The sequence below is a fragment of the Phenylobacterium sp. Root1290 genome, assembly GCF_001425305.1.
In the GTDB taxonomy this organism is placed as follows: domain Bacteria; phylum Pseudomonadota; class Alphaproteobacteria; order Caulobacterales; family Caulobacteraceae; genus Phenylobacterium.
Genome location: NZ_LMEE01000002.1, coordinates 547,338 through 568,550, shown reverse-complemented (window position 1 = coordinate 568,550; position 21,213 = coordinate 547,338). Strand labels below are relative to the sequence as shown.

Here is a 21,213-nt window from a genome sequence, read left to right as displayed (position 1 = left end):
GGCGGCGCGCGGGCGTCCTTACCTTCAGCGCATGGGAGACACGACAAAGAAGCCCGGCCTGGAGGGCGTCATCGCCGCGGCCAAGCAGGCCCCCGGGCGCGGATTGCCGCCGGTGCACCTGTGGAACCCCGCCCACTGCGGCGAGATCGACATCGTGATCCGCAAGGACGGGACCTGGTTCCATGAGGGATCGCCGATCGGGCGCGAGGCGCTGGTGCGGCTGTTCTCGACCGTGCTGCGCAAGGATCCGGACGGTTTCCACCTGGTGACGCCGGTGGAGAAGATGAAGATCACGGTCGAGGACGCACCGTTCATCGCCACGCGGGTGGACCACGAGGCCGACGGGCTGAAGTTCCTGACCAATGTCGGCGACGAGGTGGTCGCCGGGCCGGAAAACGAGATCCGGGTGGAGATGGACGCCGCGACCGGCGAGCCGCGGCCCTACCTGCACGTGCGGCGGGGCCTGGACGCGCTGATCGCCCGGCCGGTGTTCTATGAGCTGGTCGAGCTGGCGCAGGAGCGGGACACGCCCGAGGGGCCGCGCCTGGGGGTCGAATCGAACGGCGCCTGGTTCCCGGTCGGCCCGGCCGGAGCGCACCAGCTGTGAGCCCGAGCGCCAGACCGGCGGAGTTGCGCGAGTGGATCTCGGGGCACCTCGACCCGCTCGACGCCGAGCCGCCCGGCGCGGCGGCCTCGGACTTCGATCTGGGACCCAACGCCTTTCCGAACGAACCCGTTAGCCTGAAGCCGGCGGCGGTGCTGGTTGGGCTGATCGAGCGGCCGCACGGCTATTCGGTGCTGCTGACCCGGCGGTCCGACACGCTGCGCAGCCACACCGGCCAGATCGCGCTGCCCGGCGGCCGTCGCGATCCCGGCGAGACCAGCCCGGTCACGGCCCTGCGCGAGGCGCATGAGGAGGTTGGGCTGGCGCCCGACTACGTGACGCTGGCGGGGCTGTCTTCGCCCTACCGGACGGGGACGGGGTTCCTGGTGACGCCTGTGGTGGGCTTCATTCAGCCGGGGTTCTCGCTGACGCCCAATCCGGCCGAGGTCGCCGACATCTTCGAGACGCCGTTCGGGTTCCTGATGGACCCGGCCAACCACGAACAGCATGAGCGCCAGGGCCCGGACGGCCAGCTGCGCCGGTTCTACGCCATGACCCATGAGGACCGCTTCATCTGGGGCGCGACGGCCGGGATGCTGCGGGCGCTCTACGACCGGCTCTATGGGGCGGCGGTTGCTTAGGGAACTCGCCCCTCGGCTGCTGCTGGTGGCGGCGCCTTTCGTCATCTGGTTCATCTGGCGCGAGGTCGCGCTGCGCACGGGGCGGCCGATGGGCGCGACGCCCTGGACATGGCTGGTGGCCATCGCCGGCGTGCTGCTGGCCGTTTCGCTGCTGGCGACCGCGCTTTTCCATGGCGACAACCGCGGGGAAACCTATGTTCCTGCGGAAGTGGAGGCCGGCGGCCGCGTGTCGCCGGGACATTTCGAGAAGAAGGCGCCCGCAAAGTGACGCAGAGCATCGGCGAAAAGCCCTGGATGAAGCCCGCCGCCCCGGTGATGGAGGCGCTGGAAGCCGCCGGGGGCGAGGGATGCGCGCGGTTCGTCGGCGGCGCGGTGCGCAACGCCCTGCTGGGCCAGCCGGTGGACGATGTCGATATCGCCTGCACCCTGACCCCGGACGAGGCGACCAAGGCGCTGCAGAGCGCCGGCATCAAGGTGGCGCCCACCGGCGTCGAACATGGCACGGTGACGGCGATCGTGAAGGGCCAGCCCTTCGAGGTGACGACCCTGCGCCGGGACGTGGAGACCGATGGGCGCCGCGCGGTGGTGGCCTTCACCCAGGATTGGGCCGAGGACGCCCAGCGCCGCGATTTCACGATGAACGCCGTCTATGCGGACCGGCTGGGCAATCTGACCGACCCGACCGGAACGGGCGTGGCCGACGCCAAGGCGGGGCGGCTGGTGTTCGTGGGGGACGCTGCGACTCGGATCGCCGAGGACAGCCTGCGCATCCTGCGCTTCTTCCGGTTCCTGGCCTGGTACGGCAAGGGCGAGCCCGACGCGACCGCCCTGGCCGCCTGCGAGGCGGGCCGCGAGCTGATGGGCAACCTGGCGGCCGAGCGCGTGGCCAAGGAACTGCTGAAGCTGCTGGCGGCCTATGACCCGCGCCCGGCGGTGGCGCTGATGGCCAAGACCGGCGTGCTGGCGCAGCTGCTGCCTTCGGCCACGGATCTGACCGCCTTCAATCAACTGGTCGAGGTCGAGACCGAGCAGCTGTTCAACTGCGATCCGGTGCTGCGGCTGGCGACCCTGTTGCCCGACAACGAGATCGGCGCTGGCAAGGCGGCCGAGGCGCTGCGGCTGTCGAACGAGCAGCGTGACCGGCTGTCGGCGGCGATGGGCAAGACCCCGCGCATCACCTCCTGGATGAGCCCGCGCGAGAGCCGCAGGGCCGTCTACAAGATCGGCGTCCAGACCTTCAGCGACCGTATCAAGCTGGCCTGGGCGCGCTCGGATCGATCGGCGGCCACGCACCAGTGGCGCGGCCTGCTGGCCCTGGCCGAGAGCTGGACCCCGCCGCCGTTCCCGCTGAGCGGCGAGGATGTGATCAAGTCGGGCGTGCCGAAGGGGCCGATGGTCGGCCAGGTCCTTCGCGAGGTCGAGGACTGGTGGATCGACCACGACTTCATCGACGACAAGTTCTCGGCCATCGAGAAGCTGAAGGCCGTGGCGCAGGGTATGGCCTACTGATGAAGCTCGGCATTCTGGAGACCGGTGCGCCGCCGGAGGAGATTCGCGGACGCTATGGCAGCTATCCGTCGATGTTCCGGCGGCTGTTCGGCGAAGGGGCCTATGACTATGCGGTGTTCGACGTGGCGGCGGGAGAGCTGCCGTCCGGGGTGAGCGACTGCGGGGCGTATCTGGTCACCGGCTCGTCGGCGGGCGCCTATGACCCTGAGCCCTGGATCGCGCCGCTGGAGGACTTCCTGCGCGCCGCCAAGGGCCAGGCGCCGCTGGTCGGCGTCTGTTTCGGCCACCAGATCATGGCCCAGGCGTTCGGCGGCAAGGTGACCAAGTCGCCCAACGGCTGGGGGCTGGGGCTGCAGCGCTACCGGCTGGACGAGGCGCGCGGCTGGATGGACAGCGGCGAGCCGATCGCTGTGCCGGGATCGCACCAGGACCAGGTGGTCGATGCGCCGCCGGGCGCCCGCGTCATCGGCGGCAACGACTTCTGCCCGGTGGGGATGCTGGACTATGGCGCGGCGCGGGCGATCTCGATCCAACTGCACCCGGAATTCGAACCGGACTACGCCAAGGCGCTGATCGAGACCCGGCGCGGCACGCGGCTGACCCATGAGGAGGCCGACCGCGCGGTGATGAGCTACGAGCAGCCTGACGACCGCCTGCGGGTCGGCGCCTGGCTGCAGAGGTTCATCGAGACGGCTTAGCGCGTCGCCGACCCCTCACCCGGCCTCTCCCCTTGGAAGGGGAGAGGGGACCGGGGTTAGATCCAGCTCACCATCGGCGGCATCGAGGACAGGATGGTGTCGATGTTGCCGCCGGCCTTGAGGCCGAACATGGTCCCGCGGTCGTAGAGCAGGTTGAATTCGACGTAGCGGCCGCGGCGGACCAGCTGTTCCTGGCGGTCGGCCTCGGTCCAGGGCTCGTCCATGCGATGGCGGACGATCTTGGGATAGACGTCGAGGAACGCGTCGCCGACGGCGCGGGTGAAGGCGAAGTCCTTCTCGAAGTCGCCGCTGTTGTGACGGTCGTAGAAGATCCCGCCGACGCCGCGGTGCTCCTTGCGGTGCGGCAGGAAGAAGTACTCGTCGCACCAGGCCTTGTACTTGGGGTGCCACTCGGGATCGAAGGCGTCGCAGGCCTGCTGCATCGCCGCATGGAACAGCTTGGCGTCGTCGGCCTCCTGGCTGCGCTGGGCGTCGAGCATGGGCGTCAGGTCGGCGCCGCCGCCGAACCAGCTCTCGGCGGTCGACAGGAAGCGGGTGTTCATGTGCACGGTGGGCACGCGCGGCGAGCGCGGGTGCACGATCAGGCTGATGCTGGCCGACACGTAGGTCGGGTCCTTGTCGGCGCCCGGCATCTGGGCGGCCATCTCGGGCGAGAAGCGGGCCAGGGCCGCGGAGGTGTGGACGCCGGCCTTCTCGAACAGCCGGCCCTTCAGGTGGCCGCCGATGCCGCCGCCGACCCCGGTCTCGCGGGTCCAGGGGCGCATGTCGAACTGGCCGGGCTCGCCGGGATAGAGATCCGCCGGCGCCTCGTCCTCCAGCCGCTCAAGCTCGGCGCAGATGCGGATCTGCAGATTCTCGAACCATTCCTTGGCGCGGGCGCGCCGGGCGTCGATCTCGGGAGAAATGTTGGTCATCGCGTACCGCAGTTATGAAATTTGGCTGGGAGTAGGAAATTGACCGGTCTGGCGCAACGCCTCGGAAAGGCCGATCGCGGCCGAGACCGTGACGTTGAGCGAGCGTCGGCCCGGGGTGAGCGGAATGAAGACACGAGCGTCGGCGGCGTCGTGAACGTCGTCCGGAACGCCCAGGCTCTCGCGGCCGAACAGCAGGATGTCGTCGGGCCGGAACGCGAAATCGTGCAATGGCAGCGCGGCCTTAGTGGAAAACAGCACTATTCGACTTTCGCCCTTCGCCGCCTGAAAATCGCCCCATCCGGCATGGCGGACGACATCGGCCGGCTGCCCGTAATCCATGGCTGCACGGCGGATTGCCTTGTCCGAGAGCGGAAATCCACAGGGCTCGATGACGTGTACGGGGACCCCCATACAGGCCCCGAGACGAAGAGCCGCGCCAAGGTTTTGCGGAATGTCCGGTTGAAAAAGCGCGAGCAGCATTCTAAGCGGTCCAGCCACGGGATTAGCCGGGGCCAGGGGCGAATCACGGAAGGTGGGCTGCGAGTAGCAATCCACTAGCCTTCCGCGGGTTTGCCCGGCGCCAGCATTCTAGTTCCGGTGGCCCTTACCAGAACCGCTGGCAGGGGTCGAAGGCGGGATCACTCCGGAATTATCCGTAGGGGTCCGACGGGTCGCAGTCCGCGGCCCCAAACGAAGGGTAGCTTTAAGGTGGCCGACACCGTCGCGGGCGCAAATCCCGATACCCATGCCGCGGGCGACGACCCGAACCGGCGTGATTTTATTCATATTGCGGCCGCGGTCGCGGCCGGCGGCGCTGTCGCGGGCCTCGCCTGGCCGTTCATCGACCAGATGAACCCGTCGGGCGATACTCTGGCCCTGGCGTCGGTCGAATTCGACCTGACCAAGGTCGAGGAAGGCCAGCAGGTCACGATCAAGTGGCGCGGCAAGCCGCTGTTCATCCGCAATCGGACTGGCGCGGAGATCGCCAAGGCCATTGGGGACGACAGCGCGAGCATGCCCGACCCGCAGAAGGACGAAGACCGTCACAAGCCGGGCAAGGCCCAGTGGCTCGTGCTGGTCGGCACCTGCACGCACCTCGGCTGCGTGCCGACGTTCGGCGGCGGCGACTACGGCGGCTGGTTCTGCCCGTGCCACGGTTCGCACTACGACGTGTCGGGCCGCATCCGTAAGGGTCCGGCGCCGAAGAACCTGCTGGTGCCTGACTACACCTTCCTTTCCGACACCAAGGTCAAGGTGGGCTGACCCAGATGAGCGGACATTCCAATTACGAACCGAAGACCGGCATCGAGCGTTGGCTCGACACCCGTCTGCCTGTCGTGCGCCTTGCGTACGACTCGATGATCGACTTCCCGACCCCGAAGAACCTGAACTACTGGTGGACCTTCGGCGGCATCCTGGCGGTCTGCCTCGGCATCCAGCTGGTCACCGGCATCGTGCTGGCCATGCACTACGTGCCGCACGTGGACCACGCCTTCGCCTCGGTCGAGCGCATCATGCGTGACGTCAACTACGGTTGGCTGATCCGCTACATGCACGCCAACGGCGCCTCGATGTTCTTCATCGCGGTCTACATCCACATGTTCCGCGGGCTGTACTACGGCTCGTACAAGGCTCCGCGCGAAGTGCTGTGGATCCTGGGCTGCGTGATCTACCTGCTGATGATGGCCACCGCCTTCATGGGCTACGTGCTGCCCTGGGGTCAGATGTCCTTCCACGGCGCCGTCGTGATCACCAACCTGTTCGGCGCTCTGCCGGTCGTGGGCGAAGCGATCACCACCTGGCTGTGGGGCGGCTTCGCGGTCGACAACCCGACGCTGAACCGCTTCTTCTCGCTGCACTTCCTGCTGCCGTTCATGATCGCTGGCGTCGTCGGCCTGCATATCTGGGCGCTGCACGTCCCGGGCAACAACAACCCGACCGGCGTGAACGTGAAGTCGAAGGAAGACACCGTTCCCTTCCATCCGTACTACACGGTGAAGGACGGCTTCGCGATCGTGGTGTTCCTGATCATGTTCGCGACCTTCGTGTTCTATAACCCGAACGCCTTGGGCCACGCCGACAACTACATCCCCGGCAACCCGCTGGTGACCCCGGCGCACATCGTGCCCGAATGGTACTTCCTGCCGTTCTACGCGATCCTGCGCGCGGTTCCGGACAAGCTCGGCGGCGTGCTGCTGATGTTCGGCGCCATCGCGGTCCTGTTCGTCCTGCCCTGGCTCGACACTTCCAAGGTGCGCTCGATGCGCTACCGGCCGACGGCGAAGCTGTACTTCTTCATCTTCCTGCTGGCCTGCCTGGTGCTCGGCTATTGCGGCGGTCAGCTGCCGGACGACCACGTCATCCCGCACCTGTCGACCTTCAAGCTGCTGGACGCCGACCTGAACTCGTTCGTGTGGCTGTCGCGTATCGCCACGCTGTATTACTTCGCATACTTCCTGGTCATCCTGCCGGTCCTGGGCCTCACCGAGACCCCGCTGCCGCTGCCGGAATCGATCAGCGAACCTGTGCTTTCGCATCCTGCCAACGCGCCGGCCGGCGCCGCGGCTTCGCCTGAGAAGAGGGGTTAAGCCCAGATGCTGCGTAAAGGTATCGCGCTCGCGGCGCTTGGCTTGGCCATTCTCGCGGCTCCGGCGGCCCAGGCCGCCGGCGGCGCCCTGCCGCCGAAGGATGTCGCGTTCAGCTTCGAAGGCCCGTTCGGCAAGTTCGACCAGGCTGAGCTGCAACGTGGGTACAAGGTCTATCGGGAGGTCTGCTCGGCCTGCCACTCGATGAACCTGATGTACTTCCGCAACCTCGGTCAGAAGGGTGGGCCGTTCTACGACCCGAAGTACAAGAACCCGAACGACAACCCCTATGTGAAGTCGATCGCCAAGGACTATCAGATCAAGGACATCGACTCCGAAACGGGTGATGTCATCGATCGTCCGGGCACCTCGGCCGACAAGTTCCCGTCGCCCTTCCCGAACGAAGCGGCGGCGCGGGCCTCGAACGGCGGCGCCTATCCGCCCGACCTGTCGGTGATGGCCAAGGCTCGTCACCACGGGCCGCAGTACATCTACTCGCTGCTGACCGGCTACAAGAACCCGCCCGCGGGTCTGAAGGTCGGCACGGGTCAGCACTACAACCCCTACATGGCCGGTGACGTCACCGCGGCGTGGACGGGTCCGCACGACAAGGTCCCGCCCGGCGGCTTCATCGCCATGGCCCCGCCGCTGGCGGCCGGTCAGGTGAGCTTCGACGACGGCACCAAGTCGACGATCGAGCAGCAGTCCAAGGACGTTGCGGCCTTCATCGCCTGGGCCTCCGAGCCCAAGATGGAAGAGCGCAAGGCCTTCGGTCTGGCCGCCATGATCTACCTCTTCATCTTCGCGGGCCTGCTGTACGCCAGCTACCGCAAGATCTGGAAGAACGTCGCCCACTAGGGCGCGTCGCTTCCGCAGAGACGACAGAAGGCCCCGGAGCGATCCGGGGCCTTCTTGCTGTCGGGCCCTGCGCGTTCAGTCGCCGGCGGGCGCCAGGACAAGCCGATGGCCGGGGAAATCGAACCGCAGTCGCCAGCGGGCCAGCAGCGGCGCACCCAGGACGCCCGCGCCCGGGGGATCGGAGACGAGCCCTCCGTCGAGGTTCTCAAGCAGGGTCCCGGCGAAGGACGCGGCGCGCAGGCGGGCCCGGCGCTCGCCATAGGGCAAGAGGTCCTCAGGCTTGGCCGCGCCGGGGACCGAGGCGAGGTTCTGGGCCAGGCGCACCGGCGTATCGGAGCCGGTGGCGACCACGAACTGGCCGGAGAACGCCATCGGACCGTCGGAGACGGCTGCGCGGGCGGTGGCGACCCCGCCCTCGGTTCTGAGGCGCAGCGCGGCTCCCGTGGCGAAGCGGGGGGCCTTGCCGCGCGGATAGATGGCGACCTTGCAGGGCGCGAAGCTGACATCGACCACATAGCCCGACAGCAGGTCGGCGCCGATGACGCCGGCGATGGGCGTCGGAAAGGCGTAGGTCCGCGCGTCGAGATCGGCGATCGCGAACGGACGATCGGGCAGGGTGAGGCCTGCGATCCGGACCGGCCCGCGCTGGGCCGGTTCCACCAGGCCGGCCGCCTGGGCCTTGGTCTCGTGCAACTGGGTGACCGGCGAGCCGGTGTCGACGATGTAGTCGCCCGCTAGCCCGTCGATCGAGGCGGGGGCGACGATGACGCCTTGTTCGTACCAACAGGCCGTTTCACCCGCGCGGGCGGCGGCCGGGGACGCGACAACGAGGGCGAGCACCAGGGCGGCTGGCTTCATGGGGTCCCGAGGGGCGAGAGCGCCGGGGCGCTTTGCGGCCCCTTCGCCTGCAGCATAGCCATGGATCGGGCCAGGGGCGATGGCCCTCGGCGCCTGGGTCGATGCATGGACAATCAGCGGATCAGCGGCATGCCGCGAGAAAGCGGCGATAGGGTCTTATCGACACGGCGTCGATCGCCTAAGTCGGACCCATGAGCTTCATCAAGCCCTGGCGAGACTTCCGGCGGATGCAGGACATGGCGGTCGGCGCGGCCGTGCTGATCTATGCCGGCGCGGTCGTCAACGCGTTCCAGGTGCTGCCCGGCGGCCCGGCGCTGATCGCGCAGCGCACCCTGCTCTGGCCCGGTGTGTTCCTGCTTCTGTCGCTGGCCGCACCGCTGGTCGTCCCGCCGTTGAAGCGGGGACTGGCGAGGTACGTCTGGCTGAGCTTCCAGGCGGGCTTTGGCCAGACGGCGATCTCGGTGCTGACCGGCGTCGGGCTGCTGGCTGGGGCGGCGCTGTTCATCTACTGGCAGGTCTGGGCGGTCGCGCACGGCGGCAGGTACCCGGCCGGGGTGTTCTCAGGGTACGGCGCGGGGATCGGCATCCTGGCGGCCCAGGCGGTCCTGGTGCGGGCCCTGGAGACCGTTCCGGACGTGCGGCGGCAGATCGAGGAACAGCCCTAGCAGGGGCCGGTGACTTCCTCGCTACGGACCTCAAGCCGCAGGCGAAGGGTCGGCAGGCCGAACTCGTCCTCCTCCTCGCCGATGGTCGTAAAGCCGAGCTTTTCGAGAATGCGCCACGAGGCGCGGTTCCGCGGGTCGATGGTGGCGTCCACCGTGCCGGCCGAGCAGTTCGCCATCAGGGCCTGGGCGGCCTCGGTGGCGTAGCCCTGGCCCCAGTAGGCGCGGGCGAAGCCGTAGATCAGTTCCAAGCGGTTGCGATGGGGCGTCGGGATGAGGCCGACCCATCCGATCAGCGCGCCGCTGCTGCGCAGCACCACGGCGCGGCTGCCGACCTCGCTCATCACCAGACTGGCGGCGGCGTTGCTGATCCAGAGCGCCGTCGCGGCCCGGCTGAGCGGCACGCCGTCGCCGACGTGAGCCATCACCTTCGGATCGGCGGCGATGGCGCCGAGCGCGTCGAGATCGGTCTCCGCCAAGGGGCGGAGAAGCAGCCTGGAAGTTTCGAGGATCACGCGGAGCTGCGGCCTCCGCCGTTGTTGGCGAACAGGGCCAGGGTCCGCAGTCGGGCGAGCCGGGCGCTGTCGGCGTCATAGTCGGCGCGGCGGTCCGAAACGAACCCGTGGCCGGCCGGATAGAGGTGAATGGGGATGTCGGGATGCCGCTCGCCGATCTCGTCCACCTTTTCCGGGGGGATGGAGGCGTCGGTCTTGCCGAAGTGCAGGATGATCGGGACCTGGGGCGTCTCGTCCTTCAGCTCGCTGATCCTGCGGCCGTAGAAGCTGGCCGCGGCCGACAGGCCCGTGCAGCGGCATGCGGCCAGCCACGTCGCCGCGCCGCCCCAGCAGAAGCCGGTGACGAAGACCGGCGCCTTGAGCGCGTCGATCGCCGCCTGGGCGTCGCCGGCCACCTGGTCCCAGGGCGTGGCCTGCGAGTACTCCACGCCCTTGGCGATGGCGTCCTGGCTGTAGTCGGCCTGGAAGCCCCGTTCGAGACGGTCATAGAACGAGGGGGCGATGGTCTCGTAGCCGTCGGCGGCGAAGGCGTCGGCCAGTTCGCGGATGTGGTCGGTGACCCCGAAGATCTCCTGGATCAGCAGCAGGCCGCCGCGACGGGCGTCGGCGGGCCGGGCGTGATAGGCGCCGAGTTCGAAGCCGTCGAAGGCGCTCTTCAGGGTGATCTGCTCGCCCATGCTCACGCGGTCTCGAACAGTTCGCGAGTGCGGGCGCGGGCGAGGTCGGCGGCTTCCTCGTTGTAGCGTTCCGGGCTCTCGTTGTTGAAGCCGTGGCCGGCGCCTTCGTAGATGTAGACTGGAACGTCGGGATTGTGCTCGTGCACGGCCTTTTCAACCTCGTCGGCCGGGATGCCGGGATCGGTGTGGCCAAGGTGGATGATGGTCGGGCAAAGGGGCCGCAGTGCGGCGTTGGCCTGCACCAGGCTGCCGTAGTAGCTGGCGGCGGCGGCGATGCCCTCGAGCTTGGCGGCGGCGAGCCAGGTCAGCGAGCCGCCGTAGCAGTAGCCGACGACGAGCACCTTGCCGCGAGCGGCGAGGTAGTCGCGGCAGGCGGCGATGTCGCCCAGCGCCTGGTCCAGGGGCGTGGCGCGGGCATGGGTGACGCCGGCGGTCAGGCCCTCGGAGTCGTGCTCGGCGGTGAAGTTGCGTTCGCGGCGATCGTAGAGCGACGGGGCGATCGCCTCGTAGCCGGCCTTGGCCCAGCGCTCGACGTCGGCGCGGATGTGCCGGTCGATGCCGAAAATCTCCTGCAGCACGATCACGCCGCCCTTGCGCGGGGTGAAGGCCTGCTCGTGGTACGCCGAAAAGTCGAAGCCGTCCGCGCCCCGAAGGGTGATCGTCTCGCCCATGCGTTTTCTCCCGTCTTGTTAGACGCGAGCTAAGCAGAGAACCTCAGCAGGGGGGAGGGAGGTTCGCGCATTTTGGGAAGCGTGCGCCGCTGCGCGGCGCTACCCCTCACCCTAGCCCTCTCCCCGGCGGGGAGAGGGAATTTGCGCGCCTTAGACGTTGAAGCGGAAGTTCAGGACGTCGCCGTCCTTGACGACGTACTCCTTGCCTTCCTGGCGGAACTTGCCGGCTTCGCGCGCGCCGGCTTCGCCCTTGAGGCTCACATAGTCCTCATAGGCGATGGTTTCGGCGCGGATGAAGCCCTTCTCGAAGTCCGTGTGGATCACGCCAGCCGCCTGCGGGGCGGTGTCGCCCTTGTGGATGGTCCAGGCGCGGGCTTCCTTGGGGCCGACCGTGAAGTAGGTCTGCAGGCCGAGCAGGTGATAGGCCTCGCGGATCAGCTTGTTGAGGCCGGGCTCAGACAGGCCGAGCGTCTCCAGGAACTCGGTGCGCTCGGCTTCGTCGAGCATGGCGATCTCGCTCTCGATCTGAGCCGAGATCACCACGTGGTCGGCGCCGTCGCGCTTGGCGCGCTCGGCGACCAGGTTCGACAGGTCGTTGCCGGTGGCGGCCGAGGCTTCATCGACGTTGGAGACGTAGAGGGCGGGCTTGGAGGTCAGCAGCTGCAGCATGCGCCAGGCCTTGTCGTCCTCGGCGGAGACCTCGGCCTTGCGCGCCGGGCGGCCGGCGTTGAGCTCGGTCAGGGCGACCTGGACCAGGCGCAGGGTCTGGGCGCTTTCCTTGTCGCCGGTCTTGGCCCGCTTTTCGAGGTTGGCGACGCGCTTTTCCAGGCTCTCGAGGTCGGCCAGCATCAGCTCGGTCTCGATTGTCTCGAGGTCGGCGAGGGGATCGATCTTGCCTTCGACGTGGGTGATGTCGTCGTCGATGAAGCAGCGAGCGACGAAGGCCACGGCGTCGCAGTCGCGGATGTTGGCCAGGAACTGGTTGCCCAGGCCCTCGCCCTTCGACGCGCCGCGCACTAGGCCGGCGATGTCGACGAAGTTCATCCGCGCGGGAATGATCTCCTTGGACGGGATGATCGCGGCCAGGGCGTTCAGGCGCGGCTCGGGCACGGCCACGTCGCCGGTGTTCGGCTCGATGGTGCAGAACGGATAGTTGGCGGCCTGGGCCGCAGCCGTCTGGGTGAGCGCGTTGAAGAGGGTCGACTTGCCGACGTTGGGCAGGCCGACGATCGCGACTTTGAGAGCCATGGGAAGAGCTGTTCCTGAAATTCGAGCGCGCGAACTAGCACGTTAGGGGGCGGCGCCCAAGGGGCCGGGACGTGTCCCACGCCCTTGTGGGGCGAAGATCAGGCCCGGCCGCGCGGGACGTCGCTCTTGTCGGCGGGGGCCAGGCGCATGACCTCGGTCTGGTACTTCTCGTCCTCGCCCTCGGCGAGCAGCGGGGCGGCGTCCGCGACCGCGCGGAGCAGGGCTTCGACCCAGGCGTGGTCGACCTTGTGGAAGTCCGAGAGCACGTGGCCCTGGACGCGATCCTTGTGGCCGGGATGGCCGACGCCGAGGCGGCCGCGGCGGAAGTCGGGGCCGATGTGGGCGGTGACCGAGCGCACCCCGTTGTTGCCGGCCGCGCCGCCGCCGGTCTTCATCCGGAAGCGTCCAGGCGCCATGTCGATCTCGTCATAGAAGAGGACGAGGTCGGCAGGCTTCAGCTTGTAGAATTTCAGCGCCTCGGACACGGAGCGACCGCTCTCGTTGTAGAAGGTCTGAGGCTTGAGGATCAGGGTGCGGACCGGGCCGCTGGGCGTCTCGATCTCCCCCTCGCGGACGAGGGAGGAGAAACGAGAACGTTCGGGACCGAAGCGCCAGCGGCGCGCGATCTCGTCGACGGCCATGAAGCCGATATTGTGCCGGTTGCCCGCATAGCGGGCTCCCGGATTGCCCTGGCCGGCCAGGACGAGCATGCGTTGCTCCCCAAGCCGGCCGATAGGGGCTTAGGCTTCGGCTTCGTTCGCGGCTTCTTCAGCGGCTTCCGACGCCGAGGCCGACGAACCGGCCACGGTGGCGACGACGAAGTCGCGGTCCATGGCGGCTTCGACGCCCTTGGGCAGGGTGAAGGCCGAGATGCGGATGGTGTCGCCGATGTCCAGACCGGTCAGGTCGAAGACCAGCTCTTCCGGGATGGCGTCGGCATGGCACTGCAGTTCGACGTCGTGACGCACCACGTTCAGCGTGCCGCCCTTCTTCAGGCCCGGCGAGGCTTCGTGATTCTTGAAGTGCACCGGCACGGCGATCTTGATCGTCTGGTGCGCATCGACGCGGTACAGGTCGAAGTGGATCGGCTCGTCGGTCACCGGATGCATGTCGACGACCTTGGCGATCACCGGCTGGGTTTCCTTGCCGTGCTTCAGGGTCACCAGGTGGCCCAGGAGCTTGCCGGTGTAGAGCGCCTTGCGGAACTCGTTCGACTTGACCGTGATGGCCACCGGATCCTTGTCACCGCCGTACAGCACGCCGGGGACCAGGCCCTCGCGACGGGCGGCGCGCGCGCCACCGGTTCCAATGCGCTCACGCAGTTCAACGTTCAGGATGATATCGGCCATGGCCTCGCCTCAAAACGAAGCCGCCGCGCGAAGACCCGCGCGGCGACGGAACGACCCGTTAGGGCCGAAAGGTGCGCGTAGATACACAAAACCCCTGCCTGTGGCAACGGGCAGTCGGAAGGATTTCTAACCCTTCTTCGCGGGCTTCTTCGCCGCAGGCTTCTTGACCGGGGTCACCTTGTAGCTGGCGTTCTCGCGAACGGTCGGCACGAAGCGCGGTTCGAAGGGCTCAGGCTGACCCGAGGCTTTGATTACGCAACGGGCGCTGTCCATCATGCCGTGCTGGCCAAGGCAGAAGACATCCTCGTAGTGCGGCTTGGAGACGGCCAGGCACTGATAGAGGTTCAGCTTCGACATGTTGATGCACGAGGTGATGTTCGGCTCGACCATCATCGCGTTGATCGTGGCGATGTTCGGCTCGCTGGCGTGGCCGAGGACGCCGAGGGCGGCGATCGCCAGGCTTCGAATCACCACCGGGGTGAAGGGCGGATTGGCCGCCGTGCCCGTGACGCCGAGCGGGGCTCCGCCGCTGATCGCCTGCTGGAGGCGAGTCGTCTGGGCGACGTCGCCGACGACGGGTGTCGCGCTCAGCAGCTTGGCCTGGGACAGGCGCGCCGCGTGGGCGGCGACGTCGGCCTTGGACCACGACTGCTTCTGAACGTCGTAGGCGGCCTGCTTCACGGTCTTGCCGGCCAGGTAGAACTTGTTCCCGTCCGCGCCGAGCGCGGCGATGACGACGCCCGCGCCGCTGGCCGCGCCGGGCAGGCCGACCACATAGGCCGGGTCCTTCATGATCTCGTAGGCGATCTGCTGACGCTGGGCGGCGGTGCCGGAGTACTGCTTCACGCCGGCTACGAAGGTCGGGTCCTGCAGCGCGACGATGGCGCCGTAGGCGATGGCGCCCTGCAGGAACTGCTTGGGCTCGTAGGACGCGGCGACCTTCAGCCCCTCGGCGACCATCTGGCCGTCGACGAAGGCGGGCGAGATCGCGGCGGCCCTGTCCATGTAGTAGCGGTAGGCGGCGGCCTGCTCGATGAGCCTTGGCGCCAAGCTCGCAGCCGGGGCCGGCGGTTCAACCGGCTTGGGCGGCGGGGGTTCTGCGCAAGAGGCCAAAAATGTGGCGAGCGCGACAGCTGCGGCCGTCAGGCCAGCGCGAGAAGCCGAGTTCATCCAGAGCTTTCCCCAAAAAATACAGGCATCGGAACATAGCCCCGTCAGCGGGCGAGAATGTGACCGCCAGGGGTTAACGAGGCTTAACCAAACCCGTGTTCAGCCGGGGGCTGACGGATTTGTGACCCATGGTGAAGCTTGGATTTGGGCGTTGGACGGGCAGGCGCATGGCGACCGAGTCGCTGAGGCGGCCGGCGGGGAAGGCGACGGCCGCGGCGGCCCGCAGGCCGCCGCGGCGCGTTCGGATCAGTCGAAGAGCTTGGAGACCGATTCTTCGTTGGCGATGCGGCGGATGGCTTCGCCGAGCAGCTGGTCGCAGCTGACGTAGCGGATCTTGCCGGCGTCGGTGGCGCGTTCGGGAGCCGGGATCGAGTCGGTCATGACCAGTTCCTTGAGCACCGAGCCGTTGACGCGCTCGACGGCCGCGCCCGACATCACGCCGTGGGTCACATAGGCCGAGACCTCGGTGGCGCCGGCGTCGATCAGGGCCTGGGCGGCGTTGCAGAGCGTGCCGCCGCCATCGATCATGTCGTCGAAGAGAATGCAGCGGCGGCCTTCGACGTCGCCGATGACGTTGGCGACCTCACTCTTGCCTGGGCCCGAGCGGCGCTTGTCGACGATGGCCAGCTCGGCGTTGAGGCGCGAGGCCACCGCCAGGGCGCGGACCACGCCGCCGACGTCGGGCGAGACGATCATGATGTCCGCCGGCTTTTCGTAGTTTTCCTTGATGTCGGTCGCCAGCAGCGGCGCGGAGATCAGGTTGTCGGTCGGAATGTCGAAGAAGCCCTGGATCTGGCCCGAGTGCAGATCCATGGTCAGGACGCGATCGGCGCCGGCGCGCTCGATCAGGTTGGCGACCAGCTTGGCCGAGATCGGCGTGCGGCCGCCGGTCTTGCGGTCCTGACGGGCGTAGCCGAAGTAGGGCATCACCGCGGTGATCCGCTTGGCCGAAGCGCGTTTCAGCGCGTCGATGCAGACCAGCAGCTCCATCAGGTTGTCGTTGGCGGGGTAGTTGGTCGACTGAAGAATGAAGACGTCCTCGCCGCGGACGTTCTCGTCGATGGTCACCCAGACCTCGTTGTCGGCGAAGCGCTTTACCTGCGCGCGGGTGAGGGGGAGATCGAGGCGCGAGGCGACAGCCTCCGCCAGCGCGCGGTTGGAGTTGCCGGCCAGCAGCTTCATCGGTCCCCCAGGGGCAGGTATCGGTAATTGCCGGGCTTTTAGCAGGCGAGGGCCCGGGAGCAAGGCCTCAGAACATCGCAGCACGATATCGCATAACAATATCGCGGGCGGAACGGGTTCGGGTCGCGGCATGGCGGCGCTTGGTTTACGCTGCGCGCCATGCCCAAAATCGGACTCCCAGCCTGGACCTGGCTCTCACCCATCATCGGCTCGCTGCTGCTCTTCGGATCCAAGCTCGGCGGGCCTTACGACATAGTCCTGGCGGTCGGATTGGTCGCTTGCGTACTGGCTGCGGTGCACCACGCCGAAGTGGTGGCCCACAAGATCGGCGAACCTTACGGGACACTGGTGCTGGCCATCGCGGTCACCGTGATTGAGGTTTCGCTGATCGTCTCCCTGATGCTGTCCAGCGGCCCTGCCGGCGCGGGCCTTGCGCGCGACACGGTGTTCGCCGCCATCATGATCATTCTCAACGGCCTGGTCGGCCTTTGCCTGCTGCTCGGCGGCGCGCGCCACCTGGAGCAACGCTATGGCCAGGCGGGTGTCAGCGCGGCGCTGGCGACCCTCGCGGCCCTGGCCGTGCTGACCCTGGTGCTGCCTAACTACACGACCTCCATGGCCGGCCCGGTCTATTCCAATAGCCAGCTGGCCTTCGTCGGCCTTGTCTCGCTGGTGCTCTACGGGACCTTCGTGCTGGTGCAGACGATGCGCCATCGCGACTATTTCCTGCCCAGCGGCTCGGCCGCGCATGACGAAGACGCGCACGCCGCGCCGCCGACGGCGCTGGCGGCCTGGGTCAGCCTCTCGCTGCTGGTCGTCGCCCTGGTCACCGTCGTGCTGCTGGCCAAGTCACTGGCGCCGACCATCGAAGCGGCGGTCGCCGGCGCCGGCGCCCCCAAGGCCGTGGTCGGGGTGATCATCGCCGGCCTGGTGCTGCTGCCGGAAAGCCTGGCGGCGGTGCGGGCGGCGCGAGCCGACCGCCTGCAGACCAGCCTCAACCTGGCGCTCGGCTCGGCCCTGGCCTCGATCGGCCTGACCATCCCCGTCGTGGCGGTGGTCTCGCTGACCATGGGCTGGCCGCTGTCGCTTGGCCTCGACGCCAAGGCGATGGTGCTGCTGATGCTGACCCTGCTGGTGACGACCCTGTCGCTGGCCACCGGGCGGACCACGGTGCTGCAGGGCGTCGTGCACCTGGTGCTGTTCGCGGTCTATCTGTTCACGACCATCGTGCCTTGATCGTTTCCTGATCTGCAGCGTTCGTTGCTGGACCCAAGCCGGCCGCGCCGGCGCAAGTTCGAGACAATCGCGACATGATGGAGTGGATGGAGGGCGCAGCGCCCTCGTGGCTGCCTGCTTGGCTGCTGAGCCTGACGGTGCTGGCGGCGGGGGCCTTGCTGGCCCTCGCGGCGCATCAAATGCTGGTGCTGACCGTCAGACGGCTCATCGCCTCGCGCGACGAGTTCTGGCGTGAGCTGGTCAAACGCACCCGCAGGCCCAGCCGGCTGGCGGCGCTGATCCTTGGACTGGCCGCTGCGGCGCCGCTGGCGCGGCTGCAGACGATCCAGTTGGACGTGCTGGCGCGGGTGCTGCTGATCGGCTTCATCGTGCTGTGCGGGTGGGCGGCGATGACCGCGCTCGACGTCGCAACGCTGCTCTACACGCGCCGCTTCCGGATCGACGTCGAAGACAATCTGCTGGCCCGCAAGCATGTGACGCAGACGCGCATCCTGCGGCGCACCGCAGCGGCGATGATCGTGGTGCTCACCATCGCCTTCGCGCTCATGACCTTCGCAGGCGTGCGGCAATACGGGGTCAGCCTGCTGGCCTCGGCGGGCGCGGCGGGGATCATCGCGGGTCTGGCGCTGCAGCCGTTCCTGACCAACCTCATCGCGGGCATCCAGATCGCCACCACCCAGCCGATCCGCATCGACGACGCGGTCATCGTCGAGGGCGAGTGGGGCCGCATCGAGGAGATCGGCTCGACCTATGTGGTCGTGAAACTGTGGGATTGGCGCAGAATGGTGCTGCCGCTGACCTACTTCATCCAGCAGCCGTTCCAGAACTGGACGCGCGAGAGCGCCTCGCTGATCGGCACGGCGATGGTCTATGTCGACTATTCGGCCCCCATCGAGGTGCTGCGCCGCAAGCTGGTAGAGATCGCCGAAGCCTCGCCGCTGTGGGATCGCAACGTGGTCAATCTGGCGGTGACCGAGCTATCGGAAAGAACCATGCAGGTCCGCTGCCTGACCAGCGCGCGCAATGCGGGCGAAGCCTTCGACCTGCGCTGTGAGGTCCGCGAAAAGATGGTGGCGTTCCTGCAGACCGAACTGCCCCACGCCTTGCCGCGCGAGCGCTTCGACCTTCGCCCCGCGGATTAATCCAGGGCGATCGCCGAGAGCAGGCGGCCGAAGTCCGGCTCGCCACGCTTGAAGGCGCGGCGGTTGGAGAAGAACAGCTCTTCCTCGGCGCAGGTGTCGCGGCCCAGCCATTCGCAGGCCCCGACGCCGGCCAAGCGTAGCCGGTGCAGCACATAGCCCGGCAGGTCGAACATCGCCTTGTCCGGCGCTTCGCCGGGAATGAAGAACTCGACGTTCTCTGCGTTCTGCGCGGTGAAGGCCTCGAGGAATTCCATGCCCACTTCGTAGGAGGATTGGGCGATGCAGGGGCCGACCACGGCGACGATGTCGCCGGGCCGCGCACCGAGCTGCTGCATTGTCTCGACGGTCGCGCCGACGATCCCCCCGAGCGCGCCCTTCCAGCCGGCGTGGGCGGCGGCGATCACACGGGTCTTGGGATCGGCGAACAGGATCGGCGCGCAATCGGCGGCCAGGGCGCTGCAGGCGAGCCCCGGCTTGTTGGCGACAACGCCGTCGGCCTGCGGGCGCTCGCCGTTCCAGGGCGCGTCGGCGACCAGGGCCGTGGCCGAGTGGATCTGGTAGCAGGTGTTGAGCGCGCCCTCGGCCAAACCGAAATGGGCGGCGGCGCGGCGGCGGTTCTCGATCACGTCGGCGGGCGCATCCTTGGAGCCGCGGCCGACATTCAGGCTGTCATATAGGTCGGTCGAGACCCCGCCCCGACGCGTGAAGAAGGCATGGCGGATCCCCGCCAGATCGAGCAGGGGCGAAGTCAGGACGGGCAGGTCGGTCAAGTGAGAGTCTCGAAAGCTGGCGGCTCGAAGCCCGCGGAGTGGATGCAGGCGGCCTTGAACAACTCGCCCATTTCGTCGGGGGAGACGAGGCGCTCGAGCTGGCGCTCGATCGTATCGCCAAGGTCGGGACGGGCGTTGGCCAGGGCCTCGGCGCGGGCCCCGATGCCGAGCCGGACCAGCAATTCGCCCTGGGTCAGGATCTGCGGAGTCTGAGCGCCCTGGGCGGCGGCGGCGGCGAGCACGGCGGGAAAGTCCGCATGAACGGTGAGATCGGCCTCGCCCGGCCCGGCCAGGGGGCTTTCCTTCTTGTGACGGCGCAGCGCCTGCAGGGTGTCGCCGAGGCCGGGCACGGCGCGGCCGTAGTCGATCAGCAGAGCCGCGCCGCCATCGGCGACGATGCGAGCCGCCAGTTCGTCGCCCAGCGCGGCCTGGGCGGGGGAATGTTCGAGGATGGCGCCCACCGGGGCGAGCCGCTCCACGGCCGGAGCGCCGGCCAGGCCGAAGGCCAGGGCGCCGGCTTCGTCGAGCCCGACCATGCGCTCGGCCCAGCCCTTGTCCGTGCGGACGAACTGGCGAGCCGGGAGGCAGTCGAGCAGTTCGTTGGCGATCAGGATCAGCGGCGTTCCGCCGGGCACCTCGGCCAGCGACGCCGCCCATGACACGTGATCGCCAAGCGTCTGGCGCTGGCGGTCGCGCAGCGGTTGGGAGACCTCGACCAGCCAGACGTCGGCGGCCTCGGTGAACTCGCGCGAGAGGCGGGCGGCGCGCAGCAGGTCGCTCATCAGCGTGCCGTCGCCGGGACCCATCTCGACCAGCCGGAACTCGGCCGGGCTGCCCAGGCGCGCCCAGGTCTCGACGGCCCAGAGACCGATGAGCTCGCCGAACATCTGGCTGACCAGCGGCGCGGTGATGAAGTCGCCGTTCTGGCCGAGCGCCGGACGGGTGGCGTAGTAGCCGAAGTCCGGATCGTGCAGGCAGGCGTGCATGTACTGGGCGACGCTCATCGGCCCGCTGGCCCGGATCTGGGCCGTCAGGCGGTCGCGCAGGCTCATGGGGTGTGGGTCTTGGCCTGCGCCGGAGGGGGCGCGGCCTCGACGGCGAGGGGTTCACGCAGGCCGCGCCAGATGAGGAACAGGCCCAGCAGCACCATCGGCGCCGACAGCATCATCCCCATGGTGAGCCCGAACGGGAACGCCTCCAGGTAGCGGTCCGGCTCGCGGAAGTTCTCCACGAAGGTGCGGAAGATCGCATAGCCGAGGAAGAACATGCCGGCGACGACGCCGCGGCGCTGCAGCAGCTTGGCGTGATGGGTCGCCCAGCGCAGGACCAGGAACAGCACGATACCTTCCAGCGCCGCCTCGTAGAGCTGGCTGGGGTGGCGGGGCGTGATCCCGTCGGCGTGGGGGAAGATCACCGCCCAGGGAACGTTGCTGGGACGGCCCCAGAGCTCGCCGTTGATGAAATTGGCGATGCGCCCGAAGAACAGCCCGATCGGCACGCAGGCGGCGACCGCGTCGCCCAGCCGGAAGATGTCGATCTTGTTGCGCCAGGCGAAGCCGAACAGGGCGATCATCACCCCGAGCACCCCGCCGTGGAAGCTCATCCCGCCTTCCCAGACCTTCACGACCTGCAGCGGGTCCTGGAAGATGATCGAGGGCGTATAGAATAGAACGTGGCCCAGCCGGCCGCCGAGGATGATGCCGAGCGTGATCCAGAGGATCATGTCGTCGACCTGCGGGATGGTAGCGGGCGCGCCGCGCGGACCCCACAGCGTCTGATTCTTCATCAGCCCCGCGACATAGCGCCACCCCAGAAGGATGCCGGCCACATAGGCCAGGGCGTACCAGCGTATTGCGAAAGGCCCGATCTGAACGAGGACTGGATCAAAATCGGGGAAGGGCAA

Annotated in this window: 25 protein-coding genes; 11 read left to right on the top strand and 14 right to left on the bottom strand. The window is 68.1% G+C overall.

Annotation, left to right across the window (positions count from 1 at the left end):
* The first annotated feature begins 31 nt into the window (after nucleotides 1-31).
* Genes ASC79_RS12205 through ASC79_RS12185 form a run of 5 tightly spaced genes read left to right on the top strand, consistent with a single transcriptional unit; the run spans nucleotide 32 to nucleotide 3,452 of the window.
* The gene (locus tag ASC79_RS12205; RefSeq protein ID WP_056016474.1) at nucleotides 32-607 is read left to right on the top strand and encodes a DUF1285 domain-containing protein; all 576 of its coding nucleotides are present in this window, start codon (nucleotides 32-34) and stop codon (nucleotides 605-607) included.
* On the top strand, nucleotides 604-1,245 hold the full coding sequence (locus tag ASC79_RS12200) for a CoA pyrophosphatase (RefSeq protein ID WP_056016466.1): 642 nt from the start codon (nucleotides 604-606) through the stop codon (nucleotides 1,243-1,245). Before ASC79_RS12205 ends, ASC79_RS12200 begins: the two co-directional genes overlap by 4 nt.
* Complete coding sequence (locus tag ASC79_RS12195) at nucleotides 1,238-1,513, top strand: DUF6111 family protein (protein ID WP_156378254.1); 276 nt, start codon at nucleotides 1,238-1,240, stop codon at nucleotides 1,511-1,513. Before ASC79_RS12200 ends, ASC79_RS12195 begins: the two co-directional genes overlap by 8 nt.
* Complete coding sequence (locus tag ASC79_RS12190) at nucleotides 1,510-2,754, top strand: CCA tRNA nucleotidyltransferase (protein ID WP_369817257.1); 1,245 nt, start codon at nucleotides 1,510-1,512, stop codon at nucleotides 2,752-2,754. The genes ASC79_RS12195 and ASC79_RS12190 overlap by 4 nt, the downstream gene beginning before the upstream one ends.
* Nucleotides 2,754-3,452, top strand: coding sequence for a glutamine amidotransferase (locus ASC79_RS12185; RefSeq protein WP_056016460.1), 699 nt, complete (start codon nucleotides 2,754-2,756; stop codon nucleotides 3,450-3,452). Before ASC79_RS12190 ends, ASC79_RS12185 begins: the two co-directional genes overlap by 1 nt.
* 56 nt (nucleotides 3,453-3,508) lie before the next feature.
* On the opposite strand, the gene hemF is transcribed toward ASC79_RS12185, so the two are convergent.
* Together hemF and ASC79_RS12175 are read right to left on the bottom strand one after the other, a co-directional pair.
* Nucleotides 3,509-4,387: an oxygen-dependent coproporphyrinogen oxidase gene (hemF, locus tag ASC79_RS12180; RefSeq protein ID WP_082532088.1), complete on the bottom strand. Its 879-nt coding sequence runs from the start codon at nucleotides 4,385-4,387 to the stop codon at nucleotides 3,509-3,511.
* A 12-nt stretch (nucleotides 4,388-4,399) separates the two neighbouring features.
* Entirely contained in the window at nucleotides 4,400-4,867 is a 468-nt protein-coding gene (locus ASC79_RS12175) for a tRNA (cytidine(34)-2'-O)-methyltransferase (protein ID WP_056016457.1), read from the bottom strand.
* Nucleotides 4,868-5,095: 228 nt separating this feature from the next.
* On the opposite strand from ASC79_RS12175, the gene petA reads away from it, so the two are divergent.
* Genes petA through ASC79_RS12160 form a run of 3 tightly spaced genes read left to right on the top strand, consistent with a single transcriptional unit; the run spans nucleotide 5,096 to nucleotide 7,830 of the window.
* The gene (petA, locus tag ASC79_RS12170) at nucleotides 5,096-5,650 is read left to right on the top strand and encodes a ubiquinol-cytochrome c reductase iron-sulfur subunit (RefSeq protein WP_056016454.1); all 555 of its coding nucleotides are present in this window, start codon (nucleotides 5,096-5,098) and stop codon (nucleotides 5,648-5,650) included.
* A 5-nt stretch (nucleotides 5,651-5,655) separates the two neighbouring features.
* Entirely contained in the window at nucleotides 5,656-6,975 is a 1,320-nt protein-coding gene (locus ASC79_RS12165) for a cytochrome b/b6 (protein WP_056016451.1), read from the top strand.
* A gap of 6 nt (nucleotides 6,976-6,981) precedes the next feature.
* Entirely contained in the window at nucleotides 6,982-7,830 is an 849-nt protein-coding gene (locus tag ASC79_RS12160; RefSeq protein ID WP_056016449.1) for a cytochrome c1, read from the top strand.
* 75 nt (nucleotides 7,831-7,905) lie between these two features.
* Here the strand turns inward: ASC79_RS12160 and ASC79_RS12155 are convergent, their stop codons facing one another.
* On the bottom strand, nucleotides 7,906-8,688 hold the full coding sequence (locus ASC79_RS12155; RefSeq protein ID WP_056016447.1) for a hypothetical protein: 783 nt from the start codon (nucleotides 8,686-8,688) through the stop codon (nucleotides 7,906-7,908).
* 191 nt (nucleotides 8,689-8,879) lie between these two features.
* Here ASC79_RS12155 and ASC79_RS12150 point away from each other — a divergent pair, with 191 nt between their 5' ends.
* A complete protein-coding gene (locus ASC79_RS12150; RefSeq protein WP_056016444.1) occupies nucleotides 8,880-9,353 on the top strand; it encodes a hypothetical protein in 474 nt (157 codons plus the stop codon).
* Here ASC79_RS12150 and ASC79_RS12145 read toward each other — a convergent pair.
* The 8 genes from ASC79_RS12145 to ASC79_RS12110 all read right to left on the bottom strand — a co-directional run bounded on the left by ASC79_RS12145 (nucleotide 9,350) and on the right by ASC79_RS12110 (nucleotide 16,162).
* Nucleotides 9,350-9,865: a GNAT family N-acetyltransferase gene (locus ASC79_RS12145; protein ID WP_082532087.1), complete on the bottom strand. Its 516-nt coding sequence runs from the start codon at nucleotides 9,863-9,865 to the stop codon at nucleotides 9,350-9,352. The genes ASC79_RS12150 and ASC79_RS12145 overlap by 4 nt on opposite strands.
* Nucleotides 9,862-10,542, bottom strand: coding sequence for a dienelactone hydrolase family protein (locus tag ASC79_RS12140; RefSeq protein ID WP_056016441.1), 681 nt, complete (start codon nucleotides 10,540-10,542; stop codon nucleotides 9,862-9,864). The genes ASC79_RS12145 and ASC79_RS12140 overlap by 4 nt, the downstream gene beginning before the upstream one ends.
* Nucleotides 10,543-10,544: 2 nt before the next feature.
* Entirely contained in the window at nucleotides 10,545-11,213 is a 669-nt protein-coding gene (locus ASC79_RS12135; protein WP_056016438.1) for a dienelactone hydrolase family protein, read from the bottom strand.
* Nucleotides 11,214-11,363: 150 nt separating this feature from the next.
* Nucleotides 11,364-12,461, bottom strand: a complete 1,098-nt coding sequence (gene ychF, locus ASC79_RS12130; protein WP_056016436.1) for a redox-regulated ATPase YchF — start codon at nucleotides 12,459-12,461, stop codon at nucleotides 11,364-11,366.
* 98 nt (nucleotides 12,462-12,559) lie between these two features.
* Nucleotides 12,560-13,171 (bottom strand): aminoacyl-tRNA hydrolase, encoded by a 612-nt coding sequence (gene pth, locus ASC79_RS12125; RefSeq protein WP_056016433.1) that lies wholly within the window; start codon nucleotides 13,169-13,171, stop codon nucleotides 12,560-12,562.
* A gap of 30 nt (nucleotides 13,172-13,201) precedes the next feature.
* A complete protein-coding gene (locus tag ASC79_RS12120; protein ID WP_056016430.1) occupies nucleotides 13,202-13,810 on the bottom strand; it encodes a 50S ribosomal protein L25/general stress protein Ctc in 609 nt (202 codons plus the stop codon).
* A 126-nt stretch (nucleotides 13,811-13,936) separates the two neighbouring features.
* Nucleotides 13,937-14,860 carry a hypothetical protein gene (locus ASC79_RS12115; RefSeq protein WP_235528645.1) on the bottom strand — a complete coding sequence of 308 codons (924 nt, stop codon included), beginning with the start codon at nucleotides 14,858-14,860 and terminating at the stop codon, nucleotides 13,937-13,939.
* A 366-nt stretch (nucleotides 14,861-15,226) separates the two neighbouring features.
* Nucleotides 15,227-16,162 carry a ribose-phosphate pyrophosphokinase gene (locus tag ASC79_RS12110; protein WP_056016424.1) on the bottom strand — a complete coding sequence of 312 codons (936 nt, stop codon included), beginning with the start codon at nucleotides 16,160-16,162 and terminating at the stop codon, nucleotides 15,227-15,229.
* 159 nt (nucleotides 16,163-16,321) lie between these two features.
* Here ASC79_RS12110 and ASC79_RS12105 point away from each other — a divergent pair, with 159 nt between their 5' ends.
* Both ASC79_RS12105 and ASC79_RS12100 read left to right on the top strand, forming a co-directional pair.
* On the top strand, nucleotides 16,322-17,398 hold the full coding sequence (locus tag ASC79_RS12105) for a calcium:proton antiporter (RefSeq protein ID WP_056016422.1): 1,077 nt from the start codon (nucleotides 16,322-16,324) through the stop codon (nucleotides 17,396-17,398).
* Between the two features lie 74 nt (nucleotides 17,399-17,472).
* Complete coding sequence (locus ASC79_RS12100) at nucleotides 17,473-18,540, top strand: mechanosensitive ion channel family protein (protein ID WP_056016419.1); 1,068 nt, start codon at nucleotides 17,473-17,475, stop codon at nucleotides 18,538-18,540.
* Here the strand turns inward: ASC79_RS12100 and pgeF are convergent.
* From pgeF to lgt, 3 genes are read right to left on the bottom strand one after another with little or no spacing between them, the layout of a single operon-like run.
* Complete coding sequence (gene pgeF, locus ASC79_RS21520) at nucleotides 18,537-19,310, bottom strand: peptidoglycan editing factor PgeF (RefSeq protein WP_056016416.1); 774 nt, start codon at nucleotides 19,308-19,310, stop codon at nucleotides 18,537-18,539. The two genes, ASC79_RS12100 and pgeF, sit on opposite strands and share 4 nt — an antisense overlap.
* Nucleotides 19,307-20,362: a class I SAM-dependent methyltransferase gene (locus ASC79_RS21515; protein ID WP_056016410.1), complete on the bottom strand. Its 1,056-nt coding sequence runs from the start codon at nucleotides 20,360-20,362 to the stop codon at nucleotides 19,307-19,309. The genes pgeF and ASC79_RS21515 overlap by 4 nt, the downstream gene beginning before the upstream one ends.
* On the bottom strand, nucleotides 20,359-21,213 hold the full coding sequence (gene lgt, locus ASC79_RS12085; RefSeq protein ID WP_056016407.1) for a prolipoprotein diacylglyceryl transferase: 855 nt from the start codon (nucleotides 21,211-21,213) through the stop codon (nucleotides 20,359-20,361). The genes ASC79_RS21515 and lgt overlap by 4 nt, the downstream gene beginning before the upstream one ends.